General features: G+C 64.1%; 10 protein-coding genes. All 10 read right to left on the bottom strand.

Features of this window, described 5'->3' with window-relative positions; translation table 11 throughout:
- Positions 1-97 precede the first annotated feature (97 nt).
- The 10 genes from ftsW to mraZ all read right to left on the bottom strand — a co-directional run bounded on the left by ftsW (position 98) and on the right by mraZ (position 12,801).
- Positions 98-1,375: a putative lipid II flippase FtsW gene (ftsW, locus tag WG899_RS13090; RefSeq protein WP_339596096.1), complete on the bottom strand. Its 1,278-nt coding sequence runs from the start codon at positions 1,373-1,375 to the stop codon at positions 98-100.
- Entirely contained in the window at positions 1,372-3,075 is a 1,704-nt protein-coding gene (murD, locus tag WG899_RS13085) for a UDP-N-acetylmuramoyl-L-alanine--D-glutamate ligase (RefSeq protein WP_444718851.1), read from the bottom strand. The genes ftsW and murD overlap by 4 nt, the downstream gene beginning before the upstream one ends.
- Positions 3,076-3,229: 154 nt before the next feature.
- Positions 3,230-4,408 carry a phospho-N-acetylmuramoyl-pentapeptide-transferase gene (gene mraY / locus WG899_RS13080; protein ID WP_339596094.1) on the bottom strand — a complete coding sequence of 393 codons (1,179 nt, stop codon included), beginning with the start codon at positions 4,406-4,408 and terminating at the stop codon, positions 3,230-3,232.
- The gene (locus WG899_RS13075) at positions 4,398-5,825 is read right to left on the bottom strand and encodes a UDP-N-acetylmuramoyl-tripeptide--D-alanyl-D-alanine ligase (protein ID WP_339596093.1); all 1,428 of its coding nucleotides are present in this window, start codon (positions 5,823-5,825) and stop codon (positions 4,398-4,400) included. Before WG899_RS13075 ends, mraY begins: the two co-directional genes overlap by 11 nt.
- 11 nt (positions 5,826-5,836) lie before the next feature.
- Positions 5,837-7,348: a UDP-N-acetylmuramoyl-L-alanyl-D-glutamate--2,6-diaminopimelate ligase gene (locus WG899_RS13070; protein WP_339596092.1), complete on the bottom strand. Its 1,512-nt coding sequence runs from the start codon at positions 7,346-7,348 to the stop codon at positions 5,837-5,839.
- Positions 7,348-9,135, bottom strand: coding sequence for a peptidoglycan D,D-transpeptidase FtsI family protein (locus tag WG899_RS13065; RefSeq protein ID WP_339596091.1), 1,788 nt, complete (start codon positions 9,133-9,135; stop codon positions 7,348-7,350). The genes WG899_RS13070 and WG899_RS13065 overlap by 1 nt, the downstream gene beginning before the upstream one ends.
- A 2-nt stretch (positions 9,136-9,137) precedes the next feature.
- Complete coding sequence (locus tag WG899_RS13060) at positions 9,138-11,000, bottom strand: peptidoglycan D,D-transpeptidase FtsI family protein (RefSeq protein WP_339596090.1); 1,863 nt, start codon at positions 10,998-11,000, stop codon at positions 9,138-9,140.
- A complete protein-coding gene (gene ftsL, locus WG899_RS13055) occupies positions 10,997-11,326 on the bottom strand; it encodes a cell division protein FtsL (RefSeq protein ID WP_339596089.1) in 330 nt (109 codons plus the stop codon). The genes WG899_RS13060 and ftsL overlap by 4 nt, the downstream gene beginning before the upstream one ends.
- 21 nt (positions 11,327-11,347) lie before the next feature.
- Positions 11,348-12,373, bottom strand: a complete 1,026-nt coding sequence (gene rsmH / locus WG899_RS13050; protein ID WP_339596088.1) for a 16S rRNA (cytosine(1402)-N(4))-methyltransferase RsmH — start codon at positions 12,371-12,373, stop codon at positions 11,348-11,350.
- Entirely contained in the window at positions 12,373-12,801 is a 429-nt protein-coding gene (gene mraZ, locus WG899_RS13045; RefSeq protein ID WP_263537537.1) for a division/cell wall cluster transcriptional repressor MraZ, read from the bottom strand. The genes rsmH and mraZ overlap by 1 nt, the downstream gene beginning before the upstream one ends.
- Positions 12,802-13,138: the final 337 nt, after the last annotated feature.

Raw genomic sequence — 13,138 nt, 5'->3', positions numbered from 1 at the left:
GCTGTGCGCTTCACGTCGCTGCGCGACATGAGCCTGCATCGGAACAGCCCGCTGCTGTGCTCAGCGCACAGCAGTCCCTTCACTGCGTTCAGGGCCTTCATGCGCGGCCTCCGCGCATGAGCTGTCTGTTCTCAATATCAATCCTCAGCACGATGGCGAGGGCGACGCAGTTCATCAAAATGGCCGATCCCCCAAAGCTCATCAGCGGCAAGGTCAGGCCCTTGGTCGGCAACGCACCCAGGTTCACACCCATATTGATGAAGGCTTGGCCGCCCATCCAAATGCCGATGCCTTGGGCATAGAGACCAGCAAACACCCGGTCCAGCGCCACCGCTTGACGGCCGATATGGAAGAGCCGGCGGGACAGCCAGAAGAAGGCGATGATGACCAGAGCCACGCCAACAAAGCCCAGCTCTTCGCCAATCACCGCCAACAAAAAGTCGGTGTGCGCCTCGGGCAGGTAATGCAGCTTCTCAACACTGGAACCCAGGCCCTGGCCGAACCATTCTCCGCGGCCCAGAGCAATCAGCGAGTGAGTCAGCTGGTAAGCCTTGCCCTGGGCGTACTTCTCGTCCCAGGGGTTCAGATAGGCAAAAATGCGCTCGCGACGGAATTCGCTGAAGGTGATCATCAAAACAAACGCACCGACCAGCACGGCCACAATCAAGAAGAACATGCGGCCGTTGACGCCGCCCAGAAACAGAATGCCCATGGCGATGGCCGCAATCACCATAAAGGCGCCCATATCGGGTTCAGCCAGCAGCAGCACGCCAACGATGGCCAGCGACACGGCCATCGGCCAAACCGCCTGGAAGAAGTTCTCCTTCACATCCATCTTGCGCACCATATAGCTGGCGGCATACATGGCAATGCCCATCTTGGCCAGCTCCGAAGGCTGAAAGTTCATCACCCCCAGCGGCAGCCAGCGCCGCGCGCCATAGACCACCTTGCCCACGCCCGGAATCAGCACCGCAATCAAGAGCACCAAGGACACGACGAAGACCCAGGGCGCCACCCGCTCCCAGGTCGCCACCGGCACCTGCACCGTCAAGAGCCCCGCCACCAGACCAAACACAATGGCCACGATGTGACGGGTCAGAAAGTGCGTCGGCAAATACTTGGCGAAGCGCGGGTTGTCGGGCATGGCGATGGAGGCCGAATAGACCATCAGCAAGCCCAGCGACATCAGCAGCAGCACCACCCAAACCATGGTTTGGTCAAAGCCTTGAATGCGGGTCGGCTGACCCGCCGAAGGCGAGACCCAGTCGCGCACCGGCACATCGGCCGACTCGCTCTTGCGGCTGCCCAGCCAAGCGCTCAGGCGCTCGCCCAAGCCCTTGAAAGCAGAGATCGCGGAGCCGCTGCCTGCGCTCATGCCGCCAGCCCTCCGTCTTGCGCCAGTTGTTGAACGGCGCTGACAAACACCTCGGCGCGGTGGCCGTAGTTGCGGAACATATCGAGGCTGGCGCAAGCCGGGCTCAGCAAGACCGTGTCGCCAGTCTGCGCTTGCGTTTGGCACCAGGCCGTGGCGGCTTCCAGCGTGGCATGCGCTTGCATGGGCACGCCGCAATCGGCCAGAGCGGCGGCAATCTGTGCGCCATCGCGGCCAATCAAAGCCACCGCACGCGCATGACGGGCCACGCCGTCTGCCAGCGGGCTGAAGTCTTGGCCCTTGCCATCGCCGCCCAGAATCAAAACCAGCTTGGCCGGCGCGCGATCGGCGCCCAGGCCACTGATGGCCGCCACGGTAGCGCCGACATTCGTGCCCTTGGAGTCATCAACGTAATCGACGCCGTCAATGCTCATCACATGCTCGACCCGGTGCGGCTCGCCGCGGTACTCGCGCAAGCCATGCAACATCGGCGCCAAGGCGCAACCGGCGGCGCTGGCCAGGGCCAAAGCAGCCAGTGCATTGGCGGCGTTATGGCGGCCGCGCACCCGCAGCGCATCGGCGGGCATCAAGCGCTGCAGCGTGATCTCTTCTTCGTCTTCACCCTTTTTGCGCTTCAAGGTTTCGTCTTGCTCGCGGGCGCGCACCAACCAGGCCATGCCGGCTTCTTGCACCAGGCCAAAGTCGCCGGGCCGGTCGGGAGCGTCCAGACCAAAGCGGCTGACGCGTCGGCTCACCGACTTGGCCGCGCGGCCGCGGCCTTGCTTGACCATCACCGCGGCGGGCACCATGCCCTCCACCACCGGGTCATCCCGGTTGATGACCATCAGCGCTTGCTCGCCAAAAATCTGCGCCTTGGCGCGCACATAGGCGGCCATATCGCCATGCCAGTCCAAGTGATCTTGGGTGATGTTCAAGACAGCAGCGGCGGTGGGCTCGAAACCCTTCACGCCTTCCAACTGGAAGCTCGACAACTCCAAGACCCAGACCTCGGGCAAGTGCTCAAACACTGGGCCTTTGGGTGGTGGTGGCTTGATCGGCAGCGGCGCTTCGTCCAGCAGCGCGTCGACCATTTCCATGGTCGTGGCTGTTAGTTCCGCCGGTTGATCAGCCGGAACTTCTGATGGCACTTCTGCAGAGGCTTCGAGCAAATCGGGGGCTGTGGCTGATTCAGCAACCACTTCGGCCGCTTCTTCAGCCACCGCTTCGGTTTCAGCAACTGCCGGTGCAGGCTCCAAATCCAAGGCCTGGCTCAAGGTGGTGAGCATGCTGGGGCCGATATTGCCGGCCATCACCACGCGCTTGCCAGCGCGCTCGACCAAGAGGCCGGTCATACATGTGGTGGTGGTCTTGCCATTGGTACCGGTGATGGCCAGCACCGCGGGCGCATAGCCGCGCTCCAGCTTCAGCTCGGCCAAGGCCTGAGCAAACAGATCCAGCTCGCCTTGCACCGGCACGCCGGTCTGGCGCGCCAGATTCAACACCGGCAGCAGGCGCGCATCCAAGGGAGACAAGCCGGGGCTCTTCAAGACCAGGTGCACGCCGGTCAACGCCGACTCTGGCAACTCACCGTGGATGAAACTCGCCTCGGGCAGATCCGCTTGCAAGCGCGCCAACTGAGGCGGCTGCTCGCGCGAATCCCAGACCTTCACTTGCGCGCCATAACGCGCCACCCAGGCGGCCATGGCCAGACCCGAATCCCCCAAGCCCAGCACCAGCACTTGGCGGCCGGCAAAACTGGCTCCCACAGCCTGACGCGGCTCAGCCTGCGGCTGCGCGATCTCGCCGGCGTCGGCAGTGGTGGTGGGCAAGTTCATCATCTCAGTCATCACAAAACCATCAACGCAACTTCAAGCTGGCCAGACCGACCAGGCACAGCAGCATGGTGATGATCCAAAAGCGAATCACCACCTGGGTTTCTTTCCAACCCGATTTTTCAAAGTGGTGATGCAGCGGCGCCATCTTGAAGATGCGCCGGCCCTCGCCGTACTTCTTCTTGGTGTACTTGAACCAGCTCACCTGCAACATCACCGACAGCACCTCGGCGACGAAGATGCCACCCATGATGCCCAGCACGATTTCTTGCCGGGTGATCACCGCCACCGTACCGAGTGCGCCGCCCAAAGACAGCGCGCCCACATCGCCCATGAAGACCTGGGCCGGATGCGCGTTGAACCACAAAAAGGCCAGACCCGCGCCGGCCATCGCGGCGCAGAAGATCAGCAGCTCACCAGAGCCCGGGATGTAGGGAAGCAGCAGGTACTTGGCATACACCGTTGAGCCGGTCAGGTAGGCGAATAGGCCCAGCGCCGAACCGACCAAGACCACCGGCATGATGGCCAGGCCGTCCAAGCCATCGGTGAAGTTGACCGCATTGCTGGCGCCCACGATCACAAAGAAAGACAGCGCGATAAAACCAAACACGCCCAACGGATAGCTGACGGTCTTGAAGAAAGGCACGATCAAATCGGCCTTGGGCGGCAGATCAGTCGAGAAGCCGCTGCTGATCCAGCGGAAGAACAACTCGATCACGCCGAGGAAGGAGTTCTCCGACACGCTGAAAGCCAGATAGATGGCCGCGAACAAGCCAATCAGCGATTGCCAGAAAAACTTCTCGCGGCTCTTCATGCCTTCGGGGTTCTTGTCGACCACCTTGCGCCAGTCGTCCACCCAACCCACGGCGCCAAAGCCCATGGTCACCAGCATCACCACCCAGACGAAGCGGTTGCTCCAGTCAAACCACAGAAGCGTGGAGACGCCAATGCCGATCAGAATCAAAACGCCGCCCATGGTGGGCGTGCCGTTCTTGGCCAGATGCTGCTGAATACCGTACTCGCGGATCGGCTGGCCGATCTTCATCTCGGTCAGGCGGCGGATCACCCAAGGGCCGAAGGCCAGACCGATCAAGAGCGCGGTCATCGCCGCCATCACCGCGCGGAAGGTGATGTATTGGAAAACGCGCAAGAAGCCGAGATCGGGGTAAAGCCCCTGCAGCCATTGAGCCAGACTAAGCAGCATGGTTTGCGCCCCCTTGCGTGTTGGCCTGCAGGGCCGCAACTACTTTTTCCATCTGCATGAAACGTGAACCTTTGACCAGAACGTTGTGAGCCAGCGGTCGATCGCTGGCCTCACTGACCGCGGCCACCATCTCGGCCGTGGTCTTGAAATGACGCGCCGCCGGGCCATAGGCCGCGGCGGTGTCAGCGGCCGCCGTGCCGGCGGTCCACAGCGCTTGAATGCCACGCTCGGCGGCATAGGCGCCAACTTCGCGGTGGAAGGCCTCGCCCTGATCGCCCACCTCACCCATATCGCCCAGCAGCAGCCAAGCGGGGCCAGGCAGTCCGGCCAGCACATCGATGGCGGCGCGCACGCTGTCGGGGTTGGCGTTGTAGCTGTCGTCGATCAGCGTGACGCGGCGCTCGCCTTGCATAAAACTCTTCAGCTGCGAGCGGCCCTTGACCGGCTCAAAGCTCTCCAGCCCGCGAGCAATCGCCGCCAGGGGCGCTCCTGCAGCCAAAGCGCAGGCCGCAGCGGCCAGTGCATTTCGCACGTTATGCACACCGGCCACGGCCAGCGCCACCGGCGCCACGCCGGCGGGCGTGTGCAGTTCCAGGGCCCAATGGCCCACGCTGCTGTCCGACTCGACCCAGACCGCACGCCCGGTCACATCGGCCTCGCCCTGCAAGGCAAAGCTCAGGTGCGGACGGCTGCCGGCCATCTCATGCCAGATCGGTGCGCATGCATCCTCGGCCGGGAACACCGCCACGCCCGAGGATGCCAAGGCCTCAAAGACGGCGCCGTTCTCGCGCGCAGCGGCTTCCACCGTCTGCATGAATTCCTGGTGCTCGCGCTGCGCGTTGTTCACCAAGGCCACGGTCGGGCGGGTCATGGCCGCCAGCGGTGCGATCTCACCGGGGTGGTTCATGCCCAGCTCCACCACGGCGGCCTTGTGCCATTGCTGCTCGTCTTGACGCAGGCGCAAAAGCGTCAGCGGCACACCGATGTCATTGTTGAAATTGCCTTCGGTCGCCAAGGCGCCACCGCCGACCCAGGCGCGCAGAATGCTGGCGATCATTTGGGTCACGGTGGTTTTGCCGTTACTGCCAGTGACGGCAATCACCGGCAATTGGCAATGGGCACGCCAAGCGGCGGCCAAGTGGCCGAGCGCTGCTTTGGCGTCGGGCACCTCAATGCCAGGCAAACCGGCTTCGGCCAAACCCCGCTCGGCCAGCGCCGCCACCGCACCGGCGGCAGCCGCCTGCGGCAAGAAGTCATGCGCGTCGAAACGCTCGCCACGCAGGGCGACGAACAGGTCACCGGCGGCCAAGCTGCGGGTGTCGCTGTGCACGCGGGCAATCAAGGTCTCGCCCGAGCCGATCAGACGCGCCGTCGGCACGGCCGCCAGCAGCAGCTGATGGGCTTGCGCCAAGGTCATCAGGCACGCGCTCACAGGCCGGCCCTCGCGATCAGGGCGGCGCGAGCCTCGTCCACATCCGAGAAAGGCTGGCGCACACCGGCCACTTCTTGGTAATCCTCATGGCCCTTGCCAGCCACCAGAATCACATCGCGCGGGCCGGCTTCACGCACGGCGCGCTCAATCGCCTGGCGGCGGTCCACCTCGACCAAACGCGGCGCCTCAGCGGCCAGGCCGGCTTCGATATCGGCCAGGATCTGCTCCGGCACTTCATGGCGCGGGTTGTCACTGGTGATGATGACGCGGTCGGCCAAACGAGCCGCAATCGCGCCCATGGCGGAACGCTTGGCGCGATCGCGGTTGCCACCGCAGCCAAACACGCAGAGCAGGCGTCCGCCGCGCGCCTCGGCGAGCGGCTTCAGCGCGCTCAGTGCTTTGTCCAAGGCATCGGGCGTGTGGGCGTAGTCCACCACCAACTGCGGCAACTCCAAGCCATTGCCCACCCGCTGCATGCGGCCCGGCACCGGCGTGACGCTGCCGGCGACGGCGGCGATTTCGGCCAGGCCATGGCCCAGCGCGCGCAGGCAGCCGATCACGCCCAGCAAGTTGGCGACGTTGTATTCGCCGATCAAGCCGGTCTCAACCAAGATCGCCTGCTCGCCCTCACGCAGCGTGAAGGCCAAGCCACCAGCGCGGTAATGCAAGTCACTGGCTTGCAGGCGCGCTGCGCTGCTGAGCGAGCAAGTCCAAACGTCGAGGCGCGGCGCCAGTTCCACCGCCAGCTCGGCGCCCTTGGGGTCGTCGATATTCAGCACCGCAGCGCGCAGGCCCGGCACCTCAAAGAGCTCGCGCTTGGCGGCCCAGTAGGCTTCCATCGTGCCGTGATAGTCGAGGTGGTCTTGGGTGAAATTAGTGAACAGGGCGACCTGGATCTCGCTTCCGCTCAGACGGAATTCCTTCAGGCCGATGGAGGAGGCTTCAATCGCGCAAGCGCCATAACCTTCATCCTGCATGCGGCGGAAGTTGGCCTGCAGCAGCACCGGGTCCGGCGTGGTCAGGCCGGTGTAGTCAATATTGGCGGCGCGCGCTGCATGGCCGGGGCGTGCCGGCAGCGGCGGTTCGCCCACGCCCAGGGTGCCCACCACGCCGCAGCGCTGGCCCAAGAGCGAAAGCGCCTGAGCGCACCACCAGGCAGTGGATGTTTTGCCATTGGTGCCGGTGCTGGCGATGATGGGCAAAGTCTTGGACGGCTGGCCGTAATAGGCCGCGGCGATCAAGCCGGTCTTGGCCTTGAGGCCGGGCAGCGAAGCTACGCGCGCGTCCACAAAGCCGTAGGCATCAACGCCCTCGTCTTCCACCAAACAGGTGGCGGCGCCGGCGGCCAGGGCCTGGGCGACAAACTCACGGCCGTCGCGGGCATAGCCGGGCCAGGCGATAAAGGCATCACCGGGCTGCACCGCACGGCTGTCGGTGCGCAGCACGCCGGTGGTCCATTCTTGCAGCCAGCGCGCGGCGGCTTCGGGGGATTTCAATCGGGTCAACATCAGAGAACTTCCTTGCCACTGGCGGCTTGCTGGGCCAGGATTTGCGGGCTAACGGCCAGATCCGCCGGTACACCCATCAGCTGCAGGCTCTTGGAGACGACCTTGCTGAACACCGGGCCGGCCACCTTGCCGCCATCGTGAAATTGCTGGGTGGGCTCGTCCACCATCACCGCCACGACGATGCGCGGCTGGCTGATTGGCGCCAGGCCCACAAACCAGGCGCGGTATTTGTTGCGGGCATAGCCGCGACCTTCTTGCTTGTAGGCGGTGCCAGACTTGCCGCCGACGCTATAGCCCTCGGTCTGCGCCATCGGCGCGGTGCCGCCCTTGGCGGCCACGGTTTGCAGCATCTGCCTAACCTGCTGCGCCGTCTTGGCCGAGAAGACCCGCTGGCCCTGCACCACTTCGCCTTCGGCGCGCTTGGTCATGCTCAAGGGCAGCAATTCGCCGTCATGGGCAAACACGGTGTAGGCGCGTGCCAGTTGCAGCAGCGAGGCCGACAGGCCGTAGCCATAGCTCATGGTGGCCTGCTCGATCGGGCGCCAGTTCTTGTAAGGGCGCAAGCTGCCGGTGACTGCGCCAGGGAAGGCGATCTGCGGGCGCTGGCCCATGCCGATGGAGGCATAGAGCTGGTGCATCTCGCTGGCCGGCATTTGCATCGCCATCTTGACGGTGCCGACATTGCTGGACTTTTGAATCACCTGCGCCACCGTCATGGCATCGCTGGGGTGCGAATCGCTGATGGTGGAGCCGGTGATGGTGATGCGGCCCGGCGCGGTCTGGATGACGGTGTCGGGCGTGACGCGACCGGTCTCCAGCGCCTGCGCGGCGATGAAGGGCTTCATGGTTGAGCCGGGCTCGAACACATCGGTCAGCGCGCGGTTGCGCAGCTGCTCGCCGCTGAGCTTCTTGCGCTCATCGGGCTTGTAGCTGGGGAAGTTGGCCAGGGCCAGAATCTCGCCGCTGCGCGCATCCAGCACCACCACGCTGCCAGCCTTGGCCTGGTTGGCGGCGACCGCATCGCGAATCGCTTGGTAGGCAAAGTACTGGGTCTTGGCGTCCAGGCTCAGGTCCACGTCGGCGCCATGGATGGCCGGCACGGTCTCACCGCGTGCTTCGACCACACGGCCGAGCCGATCGCGCATCACCGAGCGCGAACCGTCCTGGCCCTGCAAGCTCTTTTGGAATGCCAGCTCAATGCCTTCTTGGCCTCGCTCTTCGCTATTGGTGAAGCCCACCACATGGGCCGAGGCTTCGCCTTCGGGGTAGCTGCGGCGGTATTCGCGGTCTTGATAAACGTTCTTCAGCTTCAGGGCCAAGATGTCAGCCGCCATGCGCTCATCGGCTTGGCGCTGCAGCCAGACAAAGCGGCTGCTGGGGTCGAGCTTTTTGTTGAGCTCGGCCGGGCTCAGGCTCAGGGCCTTGGCCAGGGCATTGAATTGATCCACCGGCAGCGCCAGCAGTTCGGAGGGGATGGCCCAGAACGAAGGCACCGCGACGCTGCTGGCCAGCACCTGGCCGCTGCGGTCATGAATGCGGCCGCGGCTGGCAGGCAGCTCCAGCTTGTGCACGAAGCGGGCTTCGCCTTGCTGCTGAAAAAAGTCGCTGCCAATCACCTGCACATAGAGCGCGCGGCCGAACAAACCGGCCAAGCCGGTGCCCACCAAAACCAGCAGCAAACGCGAACGCCAGACCGGCGTGCGCGTGGCCAGCAAGGGGCTCTGCGCATGACTGAGTCCGCTGAGTCCGTCTTGACGATGTTTGCTGCTGAAGCGCTTCGTCCACATGATCAGAAGCTTTCTTCCACCGCTTGCGGCTGTGGCTTGGCCTTGTTGTTCTGGCTGGCCACGATTTGCGGTTTGACTTCCAGATCGGTGGGCACATTCAGCAAGCGCAGGCTTTGCGACACCACCTGGCTGAACACCGGGCCGGCCACCGCGCCGCCGTAATAGACGCCGTTGCTGGGCTCGTCCACCATCACCGCCACGATCACGCGCGGCTTGCTGATGGGCGCCAGGCCGACGAACCAGGAGCGGTACTTGTTGCCCGCATAGCCCTTGCCTTCTTGCTTGTGCGCGGTGCCCGATTTGCCACCGACGCTGTAGCCGCTGACCTGCGCCATGGGCGCGGTGCCGCCAGGGCCGGCGGCCATCTGCAGCATCAGCCGCACATCATGCGCGGTCTTGGGCGAGAACACCTTGATGCCCGCCGGATTGGCATTCGCGTCTTGCCGCATCATGGTGACGGGGATGACCTCGCCGTTGCGCGCAAACACGGTGTAGGCACGCGCCAGCTGCAGCAGCGAGGCCGACATGCCGTAGCCATAGCTCATGGTGGCCTGCTCCACCGGACGCCAGCTCTTGTAAGGACGCAGCTTGCCGGTAACAGCGCCAGGGAAGTCAATCTGCGGCCGCTGCCCCAGACCGATGGCGGTGTACATCTCGTGCAGCTCGCGAGCCGGCATATTCATCGCCATCTTGACGGTGCCGACGTTGCTGGACTTCTGAATCACCTCGGCCACCGTGAGCACCCCATGCGGGTGCGCGTCGCTGATGCGCGAGCCGGTGATCATCATGCTGCCTGGCGCGGTTTGGATCGGTGTGTCCGGCGTCACGCGGCCGGTCTCCAGCGCCAGCGCGGCCACAAAAGGCTTCATCGTCGAGCCGGGCTCGAAGATGTCGGTCAGCGCGCGGTTGCGCAGCTGGGCGCCGCTCAGGTTCTTGCGCTCGCCGGGGTTGAAGCTGGGGTAGTTGGCCAGGGCCAGCACTTCGCCGGTCTTCACATCCAAGACCACCACGCTGCCGGCCTTGGCCTTGTGCTCGGCCACCGCATCGCGAATACGCTGGTAGGCGAAGAACTGCACCTTGGAGTCGATGGACAAATCGATGTCGCGACCATTGGCCGCAGGCACACGCTCACCGATGTCTTCCACCACCCGGCCCAGGCGGTCGCGCACCACCGAGCGAGTGCCGTCGCGCCCTTGCAGCTCTTTCTGGAAAGCCAGCTCAATGCCTTCTTGGCCGCGCTCTTCGATATTGGTGAAGCCCACCACATGGGCGGCGGCCTCGCCTTCGGGATATTTGCGCTTGTATTCGCGGTCTTGGAACACGCCCTTCAGGCCCAGCTCCTTGATCTGCGCGGCCACATGCTCATCGGCCTGACGCTGCAGCCAGACGAAGCGGCTGTTCGGGTCGAGCTTGCGCTCCATCTCGGCTTGCGACCAACCCAGAATCTTGGCCAGCGCCTGGCGCTTGGCGGGGTCGGTGTCCATTTCCTTGGGGATGCCCCAGAACGAGGGCACGGCCACGCTGGCGGCCAGCACCTGGCCGCTGCGGTCATTGATGCGGCCACGGCTGGCGGGCAGCTCGACCTGATGCACAAAGCGAGCCTCGCCCTGCTTTTGATAGAACTGGGTGCCAATCACCTGGATGTAGAGCGCGCGGCCCAGCAAACCGGCAAAAGCCAGGCCCACCAGTGCCACCAAAAAACGCGAGCGCCAGGGCGGCGTTTTGGACGCCAACAAAGGGCTGCTGGAATAGCTAACGCTGCGCGCCGTCGGGTTGCGGCCCGCGCCAGCCAACGGGCGCTTGGAACGTTTGACCTGCGTTGCCCCAGAAGTGCTGGGCTTGCGCAAACGACTCAGCCAGCTCATTGCGTGCCTCCGGCGGTGGCCGCAACTGCTTTGCCACCCTTGCCAGACTTGGCGCCGGGGCCATGGTCTTCGGCGCTCTGGGTCACAGCCGGGGTGATGGTGCGCATTTGCAAACGCTCGCGCGCCACTTGCTCCACCCGCAGATTGGTCGCCTGCGCATGGCGCTCGGCCTGCAGGCGCTGGTTGTCGGCTTCCAGGCGGCGGCCCTCGGCCTGCGCCCGGTCTAAAGCCGTGAACAGGCGGCGCGCCTCATAGGCGCTGCGCACCAGCACCAGGCCACTGGCCAGCACGGCAATGATCAGCAAGAGATTGAGGCGCCCGAACATCTGAACTTACTCGCTCAATAGTCACTCAGCGCGCCGATGGCGCTTCTTCACATGCACTTCCGGCAGCGGCGCCTCGGTGCGCTGCGCCACCCGCAGCACGGCCGAACGCGCACGCGGGTTGGCTGCCACCTCGGCGTCGCTGGGCATGATGCGAGCAATGGCCTGCAGCGCCAGCGGCTTAGGCTCGGCGAACAGCGCGCGGCGGTCCACCACCTGCTTGCTGTGGGCGCCGATGAAGTTCTTGACGATGCGGTCTTCCAGCGAGTGGAAGGAGATGATGGCCATGCGGCCGCCCGGAGCCAGCAAATGCAGCGCCGCGTTCAGCCCTTGTTCCAGCTCTTGGAGTTCGCCGTTGACGTGAATCCGAAGAGCTTGAAAGGTACGCGTGGCGGGGTTTTGACCCGGTTCGCGAGTCTTGACCGCACGAGCCACGATTTCGGACAGCTCATCGGTTGTTCGCACGGGCTGGCCGTCTGCGCGGCGAGCCACAAGCGCCTTTGCAATCTGCCCAGCAAACCGTTCTTCTCCATAGTTGCGTATCACTTCCGCAATCTGGCGCTCATCGGCGCGTGCCAAAAAGTCAGCAGCACTTTCGCCGCGCGTGGTGTCCATGCGCATGTCCAGCGGTCCGTTGAAACGGAAGCTGAAGCCACGCTCGGGGTTGTCAATCTGTGGGCTAGAAACACCCAGGTCCAGCAGCACGCCCTGCACTTGCTCAATGCCCAAACCGGCCAGCTGCGCCTGCATATCGGCAAAGGGCGAGTGGCAGATGGCAAAGCGTGGGTCTTCAATGCGCGAGTCACCGCTGGTGGCGGCGGCAATTGCCTCCAGGTCGCGGTCAATCGCAATCAGCCGGCCTTGTGCGCCCAGCTTGGACAGCAGCAAGCGCGAATGCCCGCCGCGGCCAAAAGTGCCGTCGACATAAATGCCATCCGGCGAGGTCAGCACCGAGTCCACCGTCTCGTGCAGCAAGACCGTGGTGTGCGAGAACAGCGGTGCCGAATCTGCTTGGGCAGCGCTGTCCGGGGTGTTATTGGAGTGAGCCATCAGAAGCTGAAGTCCTTGAGGGCATCCGGCATGTCGGACGCCATGACCTGGGCTTCATGCGCGGCATAGGCAGCCGCATCCCACAACTCAAAGTGGCTGCCCATGCCGAGCAGCATCACGTCTTTTTGCAATCCGGCGCTGGCACGCAGCTCGGGCGAGATCAGCACGCGGGCCGCGCCGTCGATCTCCACATCCATGGCATTGCCCAGGAAGACCCGCTTCCAACCGGCCGCCGACATGGGCAGCGCAGCGATGCGATCCCGAAAGCCTTCCCACGCCGGACGCGGAAAGACCATCAAGCAGCCTTCAGGGTGTTTGGTGATGGTCAGCTGGCCGGCGCACAGCGCCTGCAAGACCTCGCGGTGGCGTGTTGGGACGGCCAAACGCCCCTTGGCATCCATTGCCAAGGCTGAAGCCCCCTGAAACACAAAATTCGCCACGGCGACCCACCAAATTGCACTTTTCAACACTTTAATACCCGAAAGGCAGTGGGTCAAGGCAAATCGTGAAATTTCTCTTTCAAATCAAGTACTTAGGGCGCCTTTCTCAGAATTTTCAAAAGCAAATATCGTTCAAAAATAAGGACTTGCAGAGGGGTGTGAAACCAGAGCTTGAGAAAGCACGGGCACTTTCGGGGAAAGTTCACCGGCGGAGGGGATGAAGCAGCAAACACCGACAAGCGGACTGGCACTGCAGCCCAGGCAGCCGCCGGGCTCATGGCTCGGGGGTCTTCGCTTCGCTCCGACTTCCCTGCGCTGCTCGCAA

Origin of the sequence: Paucibacter hankyongi, from assembly GCF_037482915.1 — a bacterium.
Lineage (GTDB): Bacteria > Pseudomonadota > Gammaproteobacteria > Burkholderiales > Burkholderiaceae_C > Paucibacter_A > Paucibacter_A hankyongi.
Note: the sequence above shows the minus strand (reverse complement) of the source record. Positions and strands in the feature narration are given on the sequence as shown.

Bases quoted from the DNA above. Each gene is read 5' to 3' on its own strand.
- rsmH (WP_339596088.1), bottom strand. From the start codon at position 12,373: ATGGCTCACTCCAATAACACCCCGGACAGCGCTGCCCAAGCAGATTCG.
- ftsL (WP_339596089.1), bottom strand. From the start codon at position 11,326: ATGTTCGGGCGCCTCAATCTCTTGCTGATCATTGCCGTGCTGGCCAGT.
- WG899_RS13070 (WP_339596092.1), bottom strand. From the start codon at position 7,348: ATGTTGACCCGATTGAAATCCCCCGAAGCCGCCGCGCGCTGGCTGCAA.
- ftsW (WP_339596096.1), bottom strand. From the start codon at position 1,375: ATGAGCGCAGGCAGCGGCTCCGCGATCTCTGCTTTCAAGGGCTTGGGC.
- WG899_RS13060 (WP_339596090.1), bottom strand. From the start codon at position 11,000: ATGAGCTGGCTGAGTCGTTTGCGCAAGCCCAGCACTTCTGGGGCAACG.
- mraY (WP_339596094.1), bottom strand. From the start codon at position 4,408: ATGCTGCTTAGTCTGGCTCAATGGCTGCAGGGGCTTTACCCCGATCTC.
- WG899_RS13075 (WP_339596093.1), bottom strand. From the start codon at position 5,825: ATGACCTTGGCGCAAGCCCATCAGCTGCTGCTGGCGGCCGTGCCGACG.
- murD (WP_444718851.1), bottom strand. From the start codon at position 3,075: ATGGCCGCCTGGGTGGCGCGTTATGGCGCGCAAGTGAAGGTCTGGGAT.
- WG899_RS13065 (WP_339596091.1), bottom strand. From the start codon at position 9,135: ATGTGGACGAAGCGCTTCAGCAGCAAACATCGTCAAGACGGACTCAGC.